This is a genomic window from Variovorax sp. LjRoot175, from assembly GCF_964253805.1.
GTDB lineage: Bacteria > Pseudomonadota > Gammaproteobacteria > Burkholderiales > Burkholderiaceae_C > Variovorax.
Genome location: NZ_CAXURY020000001.1, coordinates 4,404,320 through 4,421,064, shown reverse-complemented (window position 1 = coordinate 4,421,064; position 16,745 = coordinate 4,404,320). Strand labels below are relative to the sequence as shown.

The 16,745-nt window shown below is 63.3% G+C and carries 13 protein-coding genes; 3 read left to right on the top strand and 10 right to left on the bottom strand.

What is annotated here, in order from left to right:
- Window positions 1–217: 217 nt before the first annotated feature.
- From ACSQ89_RS21980 to ACSQ89_RS21965, 4 genes are all read right to left on the bottom strand, one after another.
- Window positions 218–2,917: a hypothetical protein gene (locus tag ACSQ89_RS21980; RefSeq protein WP_436296392.1), complete on the bottom strand. Its 2,700-nt coding sequence runs from the start codon at window positions 2,915–2,917 to the stop codon at window positions 218–220.
- Between the two features lie 65 nt (window positions 2,918–2,982).
- A complete protein-coding gene (locus tag ACSQ89_RS21975) occupies window positions 2,983–3,225 on the bottom strand; it encodes a helix-turn-helix transcriptional regulator (RefSeq protein WP_436296391.1) in 243 nt (80 codons plus the stop codon).
- Between the two features lie 229 nt (window positions 3,226–3,454).
- The gene (locus tag ACSQ89_RS21970) at window positions 3,455–4,663 is read right to left on the bottom strand and encodes a tyrosine-type recombinase/integrase (protein WP_436296390.1); all 1,209 of its coding nucleotides are present in this window, start codon (window positions 4,661–4,663) and stop codon (window positions 3,455–3,457) included.
- A gap of 917 nt (window positions 4,664–5,580) precedes the next feature.
- On the bottom strand, window positions 5,581–6,066 hold the full coding sequence (locus tag ACSQ89_RS21965; RefSeq protein WP_093106027.1) for a thermonuclease family protein: 486 nt from the start codon (window positions 6,064–6,066) through the stop codon (window positions 5,581–5,583).
- A gap of 230 nt (window positions 6,067–6,296) precedes the next feature.
- On the opposite strand from ACSQ89_RS21965, the gene ACSQ89_RS21960 reads away from it, so the two are divergent.
- Window positions 6,297–7,226 carry a LysR family transcriptional regulator gene (locus tag ACSQ89_RS21960; protein ID WP_436296389.1) on the top strand — a complete coding sequence of 310 codons (930 nt, stop codon included), beginning with the start codon at window positions 6,297–6,299 and terminating at the stop codon, window positions 7,224–7,226.
- 40 nt (window positions 7,227–7,266) lie between these two features.
- On the opposite strand, the gene ACSQ89_RS21955 is transcribed toward ACSQ89_RS21960, so the two are convergent.
- On the bottom strand, window positions 7,267–9,396 hold the full coding sequence (locus ACSQ89_RS21955) for an alpha/beta hydrolase domain-containing protein (protein ID WP_436296388.1): 2,130 nt from the start codon (window positions 9,394–9,396) through the stop codon (window positions 7,267–7,269).
- Between the two features lie 351 nt (window positions 9,397–9,747).
- Entirely contained in the window at window positions 9,748–10,578 is an 831-nt protein-coding gene (locus tag ACSQ89_RS21950) for an FkbM family methyltransferase (RefSeq protein ID WP_436296387.1), read from the bottom strand.
- A gap of 157 nt (window positions 10,579–10,735) precedes the next feature.
- Between ACSQ89_RS21950 and ACSQ89_RS21945 the strand changes: the two genes are divergently transcribed.
- Together ACSQ89_RS21945 and ACSQ89_RS21940 are read left to right on the top strand one after the other, a co-directional pair.
- The gene (locus tag ACSQ89_RS21945; protein WP_093106038.1) at window positions 10,736–10,927 is read left to right on the top strand and encodes a hypothetical protein; all 192 of its coding nucleotides are present in this window, start codon (window positions 10,736–10,738) and stop codon (window positions 10,925–10,927) included.
- 282 nt (window positions 10,928–11,209) lie between these two features.
- Window positions 11,210–12,082, top strand: a complete 873-nt coding sequence (locus ACSQ89_RS21940; RefSeq protein ID WP_436296386.1) for a hypothetical protein — start codon at window positions 11,210–11,212, stop codon at window positions 12,080–12,082.
- Window positions 12,083–12,122: 40 nt separating this feature from the next.
- Here the strand turns inward: ACSQ89_RS21940 and ACSQ89_RS21935 are convergent, their stop codons facing one another.
- The 4 genes from ACSQ89_RS21935 to ACSQ89_RS21920 all read right to left on the bottom strand — a co-directional run bounded on the left by ACSQ89_RS21935 (window position 12,123) and on the right by ACSQ89_RS21920 (window position 16,744).
- Entirely contained in the window at window positions 12,123–13,415 is a 1,293-nt protein-coding gene (locus ACSQ89_RS21935) for an NAD(P)/FAD-dependent oxidoreductase (RefSeq protein ID WP_436295844.1), read from the bottom strand.
- Between the two features lie 193 nt (window positions 13,416–13,608).
- Entirely contained in the window at window positions 13,609–14,607 is a 999-nt protein-coding gene (locus ACSQ89_RS21930; RefSeq protein ID WP_436296385.1) for a transketolase family protein, read from the bottom strand.
- A complete protein-coding gene (locus ACSQ89_RS21925) occupies window positions 14,607–15,446 on the bottom strand; it encodes a transketolase (protein WP_093106048.1) in 840 nt (279 codons plus the stop codon). Before ACSQ89_RS21925 ends, ACSQ89_RS21930 begins: the two co-directional genes overlap by 1 nt.
- 38 nt (window positions 15,447–15,484) lie before the next feature.
- The gene (locus ACSQ89_RS21920) at window positions 15,485–16,744 is read right to left on the bottom strand and encodes a TRAP transporter large permease (RefSeq protein ID WP_436295842.1); all 1,260 of its coding nucleotides are present in this window, start codon (window positions 16,742–16,744) and stop codon (window positions 15,485–15,487) included.
- Window position 16,745: the final 1 nt, after the last annotated feature.

Sequence of the window (16,745 nt, the reverse complement as noted above, 5' to 3'; positions counted from 1 at the left end):
AGAGCCATCAGACCGCCAGGAATGCCGCGGGCAGGGCGCGCGGCTGGGGTGACGTGCATCGATGTCCATTGCCTGCTCCTTTGGTTGAACCTCGCAGGCCGGTATTTGGAATACCGGTTGCCTCACTGCTCCAGCGCCAACACCATGCATTTGAGAAAAGAAGGGGTTTGACTTGTGACGGGTGGTGAGCCGGTATTCCAAATACCGGCCGATCGAACTAAGGCCTGATGGCAAAACAAGCGACGCCATCTCCGTCGACACGCCGAGTAAGCCGTAAGGCCTCGCCCGTCATTTCATCGACCTGCACCCATCGCTCCGCCTTCGCGTTCAGCACGCGTGAAACAGACTTCGCCTTGCTCGGGTCCCTTGCCGCCAAGCCTTCCAGTGCGTCCCGCAACTTGGGCCCGAGGTCTGGGTCGCGGCTTTCACCGGACGGAAAGCCCGTCACCAATTCGGCGACGTGGCGCGCGTAGAACGTCTCATCTCCGAAGGCAGCGCGGAGCAGCCGAACAAGCGCACGGAGCGATTGCGCGTGCTCCGAGTCTTCCTCGTTCATTCGGAACACCTGCGCAACATCTCCACCGCCTGCCCAGATCAGGGGCTGCCTCACCATCCGGTCCCACGCAGGGAAACGGGTGCCGCTCAATGCCAACCGGTCGCCGCTCTTGATGAAGCCGGCGATGATGCCGATGACATCGCGCAGCACCGCGTCGCTGATGCTCAGCGCGTGGCCGACCACGTCAGAGTTTCGAAACTGCCGCTCCTCGGGCCGCGCGCGCTTTGGCTCCAGCCGCGTCACCATCCAGCGCGTGATCTCGTCAGCGCCTAGCGTCAGGTTGTTTCCGCTCAGGCAGAACAAGACATTAGTCAGTGCCTCGACGTTTCGATTTCCGCCCAGCAGGCGCGCGGAGAAAACAGAGGAGGTCATGACCCCGCCGAGCACGCCCGAGTGCACCGTGAACCCGTCTGGCACATTGTCGAAGACCACCATGGCGGGCGCCGACATCAGCATTCCCAAAATGCTCTTCTTGATCTCCGCTTCATCGCCGATGGCGAGCGTAGACACCGCCATGTCGCGCCCTGTCGCGAGCACGTGGATGCGTCGTAAGAGGGTGGTCTTCCCACTGCTCTGTGCGCCGGCCAGGGCGGCCAGCCCCGGCGCCGCGTCCATCAATGTTCGCTGGATGGCAGTAAAAAGGCCGGCGAGGGCGACTTCTTCGTCTAGCGGGCTCGCAAACTCGAACCCGTCCAGGACGACTCGTTTCAACCTCAAGCGAGCTTCGGCCGCCTCAGCAACCGAATACGGTCGGTAGTTGGTATTCGTGATGCCGGACACGTACAGACCCGTGGTTGGGTCGAGCCCGTTGGTCGACAAGATCGACCCATCGGGCAGGACGATGGCATGAGTCAGCAGGCCGCGGATGGTCGGCGCGTTCGCCGCGTTCAGTTCTAGAAGTGGATCGAGAATGATCTTCGGCACCTGAATAGGCGCCAACAGATCGTCGCGCAACTCGCACATCACCACATGGTTCTCGACCAGTTCCCGCATACTGGTCTCTGTGTGCGTTTCAACGACGAGGCGCGGCGGCGGCGGCTCGGTCGAGTCGTCCACCCGATGCATGTAGGGTGGCGGTGCCTCCCTGACTCGCGACACCATGCTGTTGAACAGGACTAGCGTGCCGGGTGGCTCATTCTTGATGAGTTCATCCCCAACTTCGCGCGCCTGCGCAACCGAGTTTTCCGGTTGCAGCGCGATCATCTTGCGCGCGGCGGCTCGAAGCTCGAAGGCATTCTTCCGCTTGTCTCGGGCCAAGTGGCGACGGGCGTCGTTGAGGGACTGACGCAGGATCAGCTTGCCGACGCTCGTTTGCTCATGCACGAGGGCCATGAAGTCCGCTCCGGATTCTTTAGACATGGCAGCCGCGAGCGGTGCCCACTCTTTCAGGATGTCAGCGCGCGGCATCCTCTTGAAGCGTTCGAGTACCGACTCTGGCGTCGCGGCCTTGCGCGGGTTAATCCATCCGAGGGCTTGCGCCTTCGTGAAGACGGCTCGGTATCCGGCACGGTCGGCGCGAAGTTGGGGCCATTTCTTCTCGGCCTCTCCGGGCTTCTCGTTGCCAAGCGCCAGCGAGTAGCGAAGGAACAAGCCTTTCGCTGGGTCGCCTAGGCTCTTGAGCATGTTGCCGGTCCACGCCCAATCGTCGTATTCGCGGCCGTACCCGACCGCTGCCAGGTGCATGGTCGCGCTTTCAAGGTCAGCGAGGGTCTCCCCGCTCACCAGCGCGTCAAGATCGTCGCTAACTACGGGCTTGGCCGGAATCGACAAATGCAACTTCGTGCCGAACTCGGCGCGCAGATCGGCTATGCACGCATCGAACAACGAGCTCGGCACCGCGGGGATGACCGCAGGCAAGCCGTTAGGGCCATCGCCATCCCAACTATAGAACTCGCCCGATGGATGCATTCCCCCGGCGACAAACTGCTGTCCCTCGCCGAGGATCTCGATTCTTCCGTGATCGGTAGGGATGACGGTCTTCTTGCGTGAGCCGCTAACCCTGCAGACGAGCAGGCATCGGGAACTATTTGTCCGGGATCGCACGGGCAAGCGCATGCCAAGGCGAATTTCAATCCGGCGGGCCACCCGATCGACCAAGTTCGCGTCCGTAAGATCAAGGTCGATTCCCACTAGGTCGCGCGTCTGCACTCCGATGCCGAATCGAGGCTCCGAACTCCAGCGAGATATCTCGGCGTCGCTTGTCGAATGAACTGTCCAGTTGGTGAAGCCCATCACCAGGCCGTTCTGATCGAACAGGCTTGGTACCTTGCCGATCTTCCCTTGCAGACTTGAGCCCGACCGCACGGGAGCGCTCGGATCGGCGACGATCGGGAGTAGGTCGGGACCAAGGCCCAGGATCAAGTCCCAATGCTCCCACTCAGCCGGAGATGCGCCAACTCGCCGGACTGTTTGACTGCCTGCTGTCGTCATGCCGCATCGCTCGCCAAGTGCTTGCGTACGTCCCCCACTCGCCACCGGATCACGTTCGACGCCTCACGCATAGGAGCAGGGAACGCGCCTTCTTTCACGCGGCGCCAAAGCGTGGTCCTGCTGCACGCAAGGAGCGTGCATACGGTCTCTGTCTTGATGCGAGCATCGCTCGGCAGGACATGGAAGGTTTCGAGGGTTGCGCGTGCCGAGCCGGCCGGTGCGGCGAAGGTGTTGGACATGAGGGACTCCTGTTCAGAGCTCCGCGATTGCGGCGCTTGAAACAGAGTCTCGGTCTTTGAACGCGATTCGCGCTGCGGCTTGATTTCCGCGCCTTTTCGCGCAGATTGCCCCCTCGTTTGCCGCCTATCCGCCCCCTGCGGGAGTCCGACCAATCAGCACCAGGAATGCAAGGCTTGAATCGGCTCTTTTCGTCTTGAACTAGCACGAAACAACTGCGTTGTCACTGCACTAGGATTTCGCAAGATAAGCGGCCCAATCGCTCATCAAGGCGCGTCTTTTCACGAAGAGGGTCGACCGCTGGTAGCTGGCCTCCACTTTGTCGGGCAGCCGATGGGCGAGGGCGTGTTCGGCAACCTCGCGCGGATGCGTCGTTTGTTCTGCTGCCCACTGGCGGAACGTCGATCGAAACCCATGGACGGTCGCCGGCTCACCTGCCGCGTCTTTGGTGCCCATGCCTCGCAACAGTTCCAACATGGCCATGTTGGAAAGCGGCTTGCCTTCTTTCGCGCCGGGGAACACCCACGGGCTGTTGCCGGCTGCCTTCTTTGCGGTCTTCAGCAGCGCTACGGCGGCGGGACTCAACGGCACGGTGTGCTCGACCTTGGCCTTCATACGCGCGGCCGGGACAGTCCAGATCGCCGCGGCAAGGTTGATCTCGCCCCACTGTGCGCCGATCGCTTCGCTGGTGCGTGTCGCCGTAAGGATCACGAATTCCAAGGCGCGAGCAGCGCCTCCGGTGCGCTTTCGAATCGAGGATGTGAATCCCGCAACGTCTTTCACATCGATCGCGGCGAAATGCTCGCGCTTTTGGATGTCGCCAGGCGCCGCCATTGTTGCCTCTAAGTGACCCTTCCACGCAGCCGGGTTGTCGCCGGTGCGGTGGCCGTGCGCTTTTGCCCAATCGAGCACGGCCTCGATGCGCTGGCGCACGCGGCTTGCTGTCTCGGTCTTCGTGTTCCAGATTGGATCGAGGCACTTACGCACGGCGGCCGTGTTGATTTCCGACGCCTGCAAATCGCCGATGTGCGGATACGCGTAACGCGCGAGGCTGTTCTCCCACTGCTGCACGTGTTTTGCATTCTTCCAACCAGGCCGCTTGCTCTCGATGAGCTTCTCGGCGCACTGCTTAAACGTTATGCGCTGCGCCGCCGCGGTTCGGTCGGCATCCTGCAGTGCTTGGCGCTGTGCGATCGGGTCTAGGCCCTCAAGAAGCTGCAGGCGACACTGCAGCGCCTTTTCACGTGCCTTCGCGAGCGATATCAACTGCTGCGGCCCGAGCCCCATTTCTCGCTTCTTTCCATCGCGGCCGTATCTGAAGATCCACGACTTGGTGCCTGTTTTGCTCACCTGCAAAAAGAGGTTGCCGCCGTCGCTGTAGTAGCCCGGCTCCGCTATCCGCGCGATGCTTGGCGCGGTCAGGCGTTGGGTCGTCCGCATGCTGTTCTCCAAATTCTTGACCCCCCTTTATACCCCCCTTCATGCTGGAACAGATTGCGGACTATGCGGCCTGCTTGAAACGCGCTGTTGTTACATAACCTGTTGATTTATATGAAGTTATAGCAACTTATTGGCGGATTGAAACGGTTTGACTTAGGAGGACTGGAGGTCTCCCTCTCCTCCAGAAGTAGCGCCGACAAGCGCCACGGACGACCGAAAGGCCCTTGAGAACTACGCTCTAGGGCTTTTTTGTTGCCTATGTTGTCCGCCAAAGTGCTTTGACAGCCCGAGCCAAAACGGGGGGCACAGTTGGGGGCATAAACCGCGATCCGAGCGGTGCCCCTCGAAAATGCCCCCAGATGCCGCTCACGGACACCGCCTGCAAGAACGCGAAACGCTCACTTGGCGAGCCTGGGTGGCGTGCATACATGTTGCACTACCAGACAGGCATGAAAAAGCCCGCCGAAGCGGGCCGTCTGTCGGGCAGCGGGCGAGTTACGCTGCGTCGTGGGTACTAGTACCTTGCTTGGACTCATGATCCCCTTTGTTCGCCGCTACCGACTCCATCAGGAGGCGCTGCTCCAAAGAGGCTTTCGAGATCACGTTCGCATAGATGCGCTTCTTCTCCGCCGACGACGTGTCTCGGACGAAACGGGAGAGGGAGGTAGCCTCGAGAAGATGTGAGTGACGAAATAGGTTAAACATTGCAGCCTCAAGTCTAGGAGCGAACGATTTTTTCGACTTCTTCCTTGGAATATTGCAGCGGAGCGACGTGATTCAAGTCACTTACGTTCGCATGGTAGCGTCGGTGAGTTCCATCAATGTCCTTGATGATCACATCAATCTTGATGGACTGCCCGAACTTTGGGCTGCACTCATGATGGTACAGACACCTCCACTGCCCAACATCACCAGCGTCAGCCGCCGCGCTGTACCTTCCGCCATTCCCACGGCGCCAGGGGCTCCCTATCGGCCCACAACCCTAGATGCTGCGCACGGGCGGTGTACTGCATCTTGAACAGCGCGCCGTCGTCGCGGGTCGTGTACTGCTCGTAGACCCAAGCCCAGCCGCCAGCTACTTGGTGCCGGCCGGCGTCCTCACCGCGGCATCTCACATCCGCCACAGTCCGGCCGTATCGGTCGGTGTCGCGTGGCGAGATCCGAGCCTGTTCCATGTAGCAAAGCGCGCTCAGAGCCTGCTTGCTTCGCTGGCCGTAGGGCTGACGTGACTCAGGAGCATCGATGGCTGCAAGCCGGACCTTCACCTGCTCGTATGAGCCTGGAGAGCCACAGCGGGCCGTGAGGGTGTCGCCGTCACTGATGCCAACGACGAGGCAGGTTCGGGGCTGGGCTTGGGCGGCAAAGGGAAGGGCGAGCAGCAGACAGATGAGGGCGCGGAGCATTGGGAGTAACGGCCCATGGCTGGGCGAGAGGAGGAAAGGAGCGCGATGATAAGAGGCCGTCAATGCGCCCTGCAGCCCGATATGCGAACGTCTCCCTCCCTCCAGTGACGGATTTCAAGCTGTCTCAGGAAGCTTCAGAAAACCCCGCAAACCCCGCGTCAAGCCTAGGCTTCCGGGGTTTTTTCTTGCCTGGGCGGTCTCACTCGGCGCAGTGGTCAAATCCACTCGTCATGATCAACCTGAATCGTTTCGATCTCGTCTCCCTGCGCCTTTTCGTCGCGGTCGTCGATGCAGGAAGCCTGACCGCGGGCGCAGATCGCTTCGGCGTTTCGCTCCCAGCGGCCAGCAAGCGCATCGCCGATCTCGAACGGCATTGCGGCATCGCCCTGCTCCAGCGGGGGCAGCGCGGCGTGACCGCTACGCCGGAGGGACAGACCCTGCACCGACACGCGATCGAAGTGATTGCGCGCCTGGAACAGCTCGTGCAGGCCGTCGACGATTTCCGCTCGGGTGCCACCGGTCACCTGCGGTTGTGCGCCAATCCTTCCGCTTTCGGAGGCTTCCTGCCAAGCGTGCTGGCAGAGTACGCCCGCCGCTACCCCCATGTCGTGATCGACATGGAAGATGCCCTGAGCGAGGACGGTATCCGCGCCGTGCAGAAAGGCTCGGCGGAGCTTGCCGTCATTGGCGACAACGTGCCGCACGAAGGCCTCGAGACAATCGTCTGCAATGTCGACCAGCTGGTCCTGCTCGTGCCGGCAGGTCACGCGCTGGGCAGTCAGCAGAACGCCTCCACAGTGAACGTGTTCGACTATGACCTGGTCACTCTGGCGCGAAGCGCATCGCTCACGCGCAAGGTGATGGCGGCGGCCGACGCGGTGAAGCGCACACCACGCATCCGGGTGCAGGTGCGCAGCTTCGATTCGATGTGCCGCATGGTCGCATGCGGGCTCGGCCTGGCGATCCTGCCACGCGCGGCTGCCTCTCTCTATGCCCAAGCCCTCAACCTCGTGCAGGTCGGCCTCGAGGGCATCGAGATGGAACGCGTGCTGCTGCTGGCAATGCGGAGCCGCCCGGAACTGTCGACGTCCGCAGCCGCGCTCGTGGAAATGATCGAGAGCGCGGCTTCGCTCAGCAGCGTCTCCGCCAGCACTTCATGAATCCTGAGAAGGCGATGCTGGTAGCGCATTTCTCTCCTCGTCAGCGGAGCACAGCGCTGTCGGACGCCTGACGGATGAGGCGCTCACGGTCCGCGGGGAGAAGGAAGCCCTCGGAGAACGCCTTCTCGGCGGCGGCTCGCACCGCGGCCACGTAGCCCTCGTGATTGCCGTAGCGCTCCTCGAGCGAGAGGCGCGGGTCGCCACGGGCGATCCGCTCGGCACGCGTCCGGGCGAACGGCACATAGCCCCCCACATAGTTGCACACCTGCCCCTGATGGAAACCCGCAGCGGTGATGTTGAAGCCCAGGTAGGTGCCCAGCGGAGCCATCACGAGCACGGTGGGTACGCCCGCGATCTCGTTGCCGTCGGCGTCGACCTTCGGTACCTTCATCGGGATGACCTTCTTGATGGGCGGCGGCACGTTGGTGGGCACGCCGGAAGCTTCCGCGTGGTTGAATTGCGGGCCCCAGTCGTAGTCGAACACCGGAAACGCAAAGTTCTCCGGCAGGAAGATCGAATCCGGGATGCCGGGCACGCCGTCCGGGAAGCCCATCGCCTCCTTGTTCGCGTCGACCAGCGTCTTGCCCGCGAGCGTGGGCCACCGGCTCGGCGGCGGCGGCGTACCCTTAAGCACCCAGTCGCGCATGGCCAGGCGCAGCACGTTGGTGATCTCCGTGTGCGGCACCGGGTTCGCCGCCAACGTGGCGCGACCAAAGTTGTTGCCGGGACAGGTGGGGCCGGTGGTGGTCGCCGGGATGTGCGTGAAGCTGCCTGCGCCGCCGCCGTGGTTGGTGCTCGGCACGTAGTAGCGGCGAACGTTGCGAGTCAGCGGGATGTCCGCGTCGCCGGCCGTGCCGATCCACTCGGGCGTCAGCTTCAGTGCGTACACCTCGGCCGACCCGAAATGCTCGATCACCTTCGGGCAGGTGTTGTTCGTGTTGCAACGCGAGAAGATGCTGCCGGCGGGCTGGTTGCGCACCGGGTCCGCCCAGTCCACCCACCACTGCGGGCCTTCGCTGCCCTGCTGGTAGAGTTCCAGCACGCCGTCCGGCTGGGCCCAGCGCGAGTTGGCGGCCACCCGGCGGCCCGCGATGATCGGCCAGGCCCCGTCGTAGACCTTGCGGTTGCGTTCGTCCTGGTTCAGACCCATGAAGATGAACTGCCGTACCATGTTTCCGGACTGCGACACACCCCGCACGGCCGTGCCCTTGACGAAACCGGCGATCGGATTGCGCGTGCCGAAGTCGTCGGTAGTCTCGTAGCGGAAGAAGGTGCCGACGTCGCGGAATGCCGCCATGCCCACGCCCAGGATGTAAGCGTTTTGCGCCGGGTACACCACCTGGTACAGCACGTTGGGATCGAAGCCGTTCCGCAAACAGATGTGCACGGGCAGATTGCCGGGCGCGTTGGCGGGGTTGTTGTCGATCGGAGTACCGGGGAACGGATTGCTGGCGTCGCATTTCGCGAACGCCCAGTCGCCCGCGGCGATGCTCGGACCCTCGGTGATGACGCCGTCGACGGTTTCCTTGGTGTGCGTCTTCAGTGTCGCCTTGGTCGTGTCCAGCGTTGCTGGAAGGTAGGGCATAGGGTTCGATTGCACCGTCAGCGGCTTGGAGTCCGCGCCGCTCTGGTTGACGATCCGCGCGAATACGTTGCCTGTGACGGCCAAGCCGTTGACCTTCGCGATGGGCGCCGCCACCCAGTGATTGGTACCCGCCGCGCGATTGGCGGCAATGCCTGTATTGCCGGCGTTGTCCGCCTGCCAGCCGCTGCGCAAGCCGATATCGCCCAGCTCGCGTTCGTCGACGACGATGGTGCCGGCGCCGCCACGGTTGGGCACGTCATGCCAGAGGAAGCCACTGGAGCGATTCATGTCGACCGGCTTCACCAGATTGAATGTGGTCTCGTAGCGCACCTTGCCATCGGCGTCCGTACCCAGCTTGATGTCGGTGATGACGCTGTTGTGCGGATCGTTCGGGTCGAGCTCGCCGAAGGCGCGGCCGCGGATTTGCTCGTACAGGATCGCCTGCCCCGTGAGTGGCGTGACACTGTCGATCACGATGCGAGTGACGCGGGCCTCGGCCGGCGCGGCAGCAACGGTCGCCGCCGTGGCCGCAGCCGCGAGCCAGGGCAGGCGCGACTGACGCCCGATCAGGCTTCTGGGGTGCATGCTGTCTCCTGCTTTTTGTGGTGGTCCGACGGCGTCGGCGCCTTGCATCCTCACGATTCCGAGGCACGCCGACAATTCGCATCTTGTTTAGTCGGTCTTAACTGATGGTTAAGGGTGACAGTCTCACTAGGATCAACTCGCACGCCTTCATCCAGCAATGACGCTACGCCATCCCGCAAGGTAGTCCGTCGGTGATTCGTGCCATGCGCCAGGGTGTTGTCGCGGTCGGACATGAGCGGACTTGTTTCTGATGGAATGCGTTCGGGGCCCTTGACCGACCCTGTGACGCAAGTTTCCTGGTTGCCGCGGTGGCTGAAAAATGCGAAATGTGGATATGTCCATAGGCCGAGCCTATGTCTTCTCCGCAAGCAACGGCTTGCGCGCGATCAGCATCTCGTAGAACCCGGGCGGCACCTCATCGAGGGGGCGAACTTCAATGCGCATGCCCCGCAGCAGCGAGCATGCGAAGAACCAGAGCTTTCCGAGCTTCCCCGCATTGTGCGTTGAGGGTATGCGATCGATGGAATGGAACTCCGTGTAGCCATAGCTGCGCAGCAGTTCCACTACCTTCGACTTGCCATCCACGAACTCGCCGAAGTGCTGCTCGAAGACCAATATGGGCGAGTCGCGGTCCAGAATGCCCTTCATTCCCTGGATTGCCGCATATTCGTGGCCTTCGACGTCGATCTTGACGAGCCGAATGTCGCGCACGTCCGCCACTTCCTCGTCAAGCCGGCGGCAGGGCAACTCCATCGCCTTTCCTGTGGGCTGCCAGCCCTCTGGAAGCACGTACGTGCCTCCAATATTTCCCGCCTCCTGCTCGAAGCGCAGCGTCCCGTTTGTGTCCGATGCTGCAACCTGGTGGCAGTGAATGTTTTCTGCCAAGTTTGCGTTGAGGGCAAGGACCTCGTACGACCTGGGGTTCGGCTCGATCGCGTGAACGGCTTCGAAGTACCGCGACATGAAGATGCTGTGGTTGCCGATGTTCGCGCCGACGTCGAGCATCGCACCGCCTACGTGGCCGTTCGCCTTGAGCCACTGCGCGAGGACCTCGAGTTCCTCAAACTCCCAGTAGCCGTACATATTGATGCCCTGGCCGATCAGGTCCGACGAGAAGACCACCATCTGGGGATGGTTCGCCGCAGCACGCTGTGAGAACTCCGGCACCAGCACCTTGTTCATGATCAGGCTCTTCAAGATCCGCGATGCGGCATAACGCCTTCCGAAGTTCAACATGTCCTTCTCCGCCTGTCGTGGTGACTGGTGAAGGCTCCTTTTCCGGGGGAAGCCTGGTTCTCTCAAGGCATCTGTGTCAAATTGCGTCCGGGTAAAATGCCGCATGTCCAACACCCAACTCACGCAGGATGGCCTGCGCTACGTCAAGAAGGCCCCAGGCTCCATCATCACCACGCCGCGCGCCGAAGCCATGATGTCCTGCTTCAAGTGCGGGAAGTTCGTTCTTCGCACCGGGATGACTTCGCGGCGCTTTCTCGGCAAGAACCATCTCGTCTGTGCGCCCAAGTGCCCATAGGAAGCGCACCGCGGCGTTGCCCACCAAACTCCGCGGCCTCTCGGCCACCTGCTGAAGTGAAGGCGCGCCGCTCAGCTCAACCTCGCCAGCAAGCACGCGCTCCAGCGACCAACACATCGAACGCCAGGCACAGGGCATTCGCCTGAAGGGACGCGAAGCTTGAGAAGCTCAGGTTCGAATTCGTCGGCAACTGACTGTCGGTAACACCTGGGCGGCGGATGTGGGTTGGTTCGCAGACCGCGGTGTTTCACAATCGGAGGCCGAAGAGAACGGGGTGCCTCCATGAATGAACCCTCCGACAGTGAGGCACTTGCACTGCTGAACGAGCGCCGCGGCCTGTTGCGCCGTATGTGGGCGCTTGCGATGGTCAGCATGGCATCTGGAAGTGCAGCGCTCACGGCCTGCGGCGGAGGCTCCGGCGCCCAGACAACAGTAGCTGCAGCTGCAATTGCAGCCGCTCCTGCACCCGCACCCGCACCTGCACCTGCACCTGCACCTGCACCTGCTCCAACGGCGCCAGCCCTCGGCGCCCACGTGCTCGACTTCAACCGTGACGGCGTGTCGTCCTCATCGCTGTCCACTTCCGGCATGTCCACGCGCACGACCGGAAGCACCCTGTTGGCCTGCGTCGGGCGGGGTTTGCTTTCTGCCATCGCGCCGACGGACAACGTGGGCAATGCCTTCGTTCAGCTCGATGTGGCGCACACCTACACCCTCTGGCCAAACTCAGGGACGGCCTTGTATGCCTGCGAGCAGGCCCGGGGCATGGGCGGCCACGCGGTCACCGTGGTGAAGCCTAAAGTCACCGACGAAACGACCCTGAGCGTTGTCGAGATCACCGGAGGCGGCTTCGTGCGCGATGTGCAGTGGCGCGAGGTGCTGTCTGGCCAGCCCTTGACCAGCGCCAGTGTCACCACCACCGGCCCTGCGCTGCTCGTCGCATGGTGGTGGGGCGATGCAGGTGTCGACCTGGACAAGACGGCCGTGCCCGACAGCGGCTTCACGGTGGTCGATTCGGTACTGGCCTCTGGTGCATTGGTGCAGTGCGCCGTTGCCGTCAGGCAGGTGAGCGTGGCCGGTACCTACAACGTGACCTGGGCGTCGATGCCGCAGCAAGGAGCGCAGCTCTGGCTCGCTGCCGTGCAGGCGGCCTAGCCCGTCTCAACAGCAGCCTGCACGAACTCCTGGGTGATCCTTAGATCCGCGCGTCTACCAAGTGGAATGCGCGGGCGCCCGCTTCATAGCCCAGCGCCTTCGCGTTGCGCCACAGCGTGGGGGCCACTTGTGTCACCGGCAACGGCAGGTCATCGCGGCGGACCGCGCCCAGCACGAGCTTCGCGAGTTCCCTGCCGAACACCGTTCCCGGTGCGATACCCCGGCCATTGAAACCGTTGAACGAAACCACGTTGTGGTCAAGCTCGTGAAATCGGGGGAGGGCGTTGCTCGTCATGCCGATCGTTCCATACCACTCATGCTCGAACGGCACGTCCTTCAGCTGCGGAAAGATCCTGGCGAGCGCGCGTCGCGCCCAGTCGTGGTGGATCTCCCGTCCCATGCCCCGCAAAGCGCCGACGCTGCCGAAGACGAGCCGCCCCGCGGCGTCGAGACGGAACGAGGACAGAACCTGGCGTGTATCCCATGCGCCTTGGCGTTCGGGCAGGATGCTTTCTGCGCTTGCCCGCGGCAGCGGCGCCGTGGCGAAGTTGAAATAGGGCAATCGCACCTGCTCTGCCTGGATGCCGGGCCACGGCCCGTCGCTCCCGGTGTAAGCATCGGTGGCGACGATGACCCATCTCGCGGACACCATTCCGCCGCTGCTCGTTGCCAATTGCCACTGGGACCCGACGCGCTCGGCCGCTGTCACGCGCGTCTGCGTGTGGATGCGCGCACCCGCACGCAGTGCGGCATCGGCCAGGCCTCGCACATAGGCGAGCGGTTGGACGGTGCCGGCCCGGCGGTCCAGCAACGAAGCCGGATAGGCCCGAGTTCCGGTGAGTTCCAGGGTCCGCTGCGCATCGAGGACTTCCACCGGGGCGCCGAGTTCCAGCCACTGGCGCGCGCGCTCGGCAATCTCGGCGACGCCGCGTTTACCCGCTGCGCAATGCAACGTTCCGTTGTGGACGGCCTCGCACTCGATGCCATGGCGGGCAATCAGATCGAAAACGATGGAAGGCCCATTGCCCAGCATGCCCAGCAGGCGCTGGCCGTGCGACTTGCCGAGCTCACCCAGCAGCACGGATGGCATGACCCACATGCCGGCATTCACGAGGCCCACGTTCCTGCCGGAGGCGCCAAAGCCGATGTCGAACGCCTCGAGCACCGCGGCGCTCGCGCCGCCCTCGGCGAGGTGAAGTGCCGCCGATGATCCGGTATACCCCCCGCCGATGATCGCGACGTCGACCGTTATCCGCTGCGTCAGCGGTTGCGTCTTCGGCGCCAGCGGCGCCGAGGCCTCCCACAGGCCGTGCGAAAGCCGATCGCCGTTCATTGGGAACCTCCGCATTGCTACTGGGCGCGATGGGTGAAGTTGAGCATTCTGCCGGCAAAGACGGCTTTCGCTGCAATGACGACTATGGATACGCGTGCCCGTGCCGGACTTGCTGGCCACAGTGCCGGCGCTTGAAGAACAACCGCGCCAAGGGCGCCAGCACCATCGTGTTGCGCCACACATCCGCTCACGGTTATATCCAGGCGCGTATGCGCTCGGCCATGGTAGTCGCCGAGATGCCATAGCGATCATGGAGCGTCGGCAATGCGCCCGCATCAAGAAATGCATCAGGCAGCGCGACGTGCCGGAATGTCGGCGTGACACCGGAGCGAAGCAGAAGGCTCGCCAGAGCCTCACCAAGACCTCCAATGACCGAATGGTTCTCGGCGGCGACCACCACACGGTCCGATCGTTTGACCTCGGACAGAATCGTCGCCTCGTCCAACGGCTTGATCGTGGGCACATGGAGCACCGCGACATCCACGTTGTCGGCACGCAGCTGCTTGGCTACCTCCAAGGAACGCATCGTCATGAACCCGCTCGCAATGATGAGCACGTCCTTGCCATCGCGCAGCAGCTTGGCCTTGCCGAGCTCGAACTTGTAGTCGTACTCGTCGAGCACGAGCGGCACGCTGCCGCGCAGCAGGCGCATGTACACCGGCCCCGGATGTGCTGCGATCTGCGGCGCGGCCTGCTCGATGTCCAGCGCATCGCAAGGGTCGATGATGGTCATGCCTGGAATGCCTCGCATCATCGCGAGGTCCTCTGTCGCCTGGTGGCTGGGTCCGTAGCCGGTGGTGAGCCCCGGCAGCGCGCAGCACATCTTGACGTTGAGCTTCTCTTCCGCGATCACCTGGTGCACGAAATCGTAGGCGCGGCGCGTGCCGAACACTGCATAGGTGGTCGCAAAGGGAATGAAGCCCTCCTTGGCCATCCCGCCGGCGGCGCCCATCAGCAACTGCTCGGCCATCCCCATCTGGAAGAACCGCTCGGGGTACGCCTGGGCGAACAGGTGCAGGTCCGTGTACTTGGCGAGATCGGCCGTCATGCCGACGATGTCGGGGCGCTCTCGCGCCAGTTCCACCAAGGCCTTGCCGAACGGGGCCGCCTTGACGCGCTGGCCCTCGCCGGCAATCGAGGCAATCATCGCCGATGTGGTCAGCCGCGGCTTCTTGTCGGTCGTGGTGTTCATCAAACGGCTCCTTCGTGTTGCGCCTGGTCGAGATGGTCGATCGCTTGCTGCCATTCCGGCGGATCGACGCGGATGAAATGGTTCTTCTCGCGCTGCTCGAGAAAGGGCACGCCCTTGCCCATCAGCGTGTCGACGAGGATGACGCGTGGCTTGGCGTCGCTCAGCGCGCGCGCGACGTCGAACGCCGCGACGACCGCGGGCAGGTCGTTGCCGTCGACCCGCTGCACATGCCAGCCGAAGGCAGTCCACTTGTCGGCCAGCGGCTCGAACCCGAGCACCTTGCCTGACGGACCGTCGGCCTGCTGGTTGTTGATATCGACCAGGCAGATGAGGTTCGACAGCTGGTGGTGCGCAGCCGCCATCGCCCCTTCCCAGGTCGAGCCTTCGTCCAGCTCCCCGTCCGACATCGAGTTGTAGACGAAGGCGGGGTTGCGCTTCTGGCGCAGGCCGAGCGCCATTCCGACCGCGATCGGCAGCCCTTGGCCGAGCGATCCGCCGGACATCTCCATGCCAGGCGTGTAGGTCGCCATGCCCGACATGGGAAGGCGACTGTCGTCGCTGCCATAGGTCTCGAGTTCGTCCTCGGGGATGATCCCCGCCTCGATCAACGCCGCGTAGAAGGCGATGGCGTAGTGGCCGTGCGAGAGCAGGAAGCGGTCGCGCGATTCCCATTGCGGGTCTTCCGGGCGGTACTTCATGGCGTGGCCATAGGCCACGGCCAGCACGTCGGCATAGCCCAGGGCCTGGCCGATGTAGCCTTGCCCCTGCACTTCACCCATCCGCAGCGCATAGCGCCGAATGCGGTAGGCACGCTCGGAAAGAGTCGATGGATCAGACATGAATGGTCCTTTGAGATGAGAGTGGAGCGAGAGCGGGTTCAGCGAATCGTGAGCCAGGGCAGATAGGCGAAGCCGATCAGCAGGCCGATCGCAACGGCATAGAAGGGAATCAGTTCCTTCACCACGTCGCCGATGCGCACCTTCGCGATGGTGCTGGTGATGAACAGCGTGGTGCCGATCGGCGGGTGGTAGAGCCCGATCGAGAGGTTGACGATCATCATGATCCCCAGCTGCACCGTGTCCATGCCGACCGCGGCGGCGAGCGGAACGAACATCGGCGTGAGGAGCAGCACGGCCGCGGGCAGATCGATGAACATGCCGGTGGCCAGCATGATCAGGTTCATCGCCAGGATGATCAGCCAGGGCGACTGCAGCGTTTCCTTCGCGAAGCGTGTGAACTCGGCAGGCAGCTGTTCGTAGGTCACGATCCAGCCGACGACGCTCGAGGCCATGATGATCAGCAGCACCACGCCGGTGGAGATCCCGGCTTCGATCGCCGCGTGTTTGATCTTGGCCAGCGTGAGATCCCGATAGACCAGGCCTGAGACGACCAGGGCGTACAGCGTGGACATCACGCTCACCTCCGTCGGCGTCGCGATGCCGAAGCGCAGGAAAACGATGATCAGCACCGGCATTGCCAGCGCGGGCGCCGCGTGGGCGAGCAAGCGCCAGAACGCAGGCCACTGGAACGGCGTCGTATCGCGCGGAAAGTTGCGGCGCCGGCCCTGCACGTAGCACACCGCCATGAAGCCCGCGCACATCAGCAGGCCGGGCAGGATGCCCGCTACGAACAGCGCCCCGATCGATGCACCCGAGACCAGGGCATACACGATCATCGGGATGGACGGCGGGATCAGGATGTCGATGGTCGCGGCCGCAGCCAGCGTGCCGGCCGCGAAGGGTGCCGGATAGCCCAGCTTCTTGAGCCACGGGATCAGCATCGAGCCGATCGCCGAGGCATCGGCCACGGCCGAGCCGGAGACGCCGCCGAAGATGGTCGACGACAGCACACCGACCTGCGCGGGACCGCCGTGGACACGGCCGATCATCATCGACAGCAGGCTGACCAGGCTCTGACCGAGCCGGCCGCTGACCATCAGCGCGCCGGTCATCATGAAGAAGGGAATCGCGATCAGCGGAAAGCTCTGCGTCTGGGCGAGCATCTGCTCGACTGCCAGGTGCACGGGCACCTTGTCAATGATGAGAAGTCCGCCGACGGAGGCGAGGACCAGCGCGTGCGCGATGGGGATCGACAGCAGCGCGACGACGATGAACAGCAGAATGATGAGTGCGGTCATG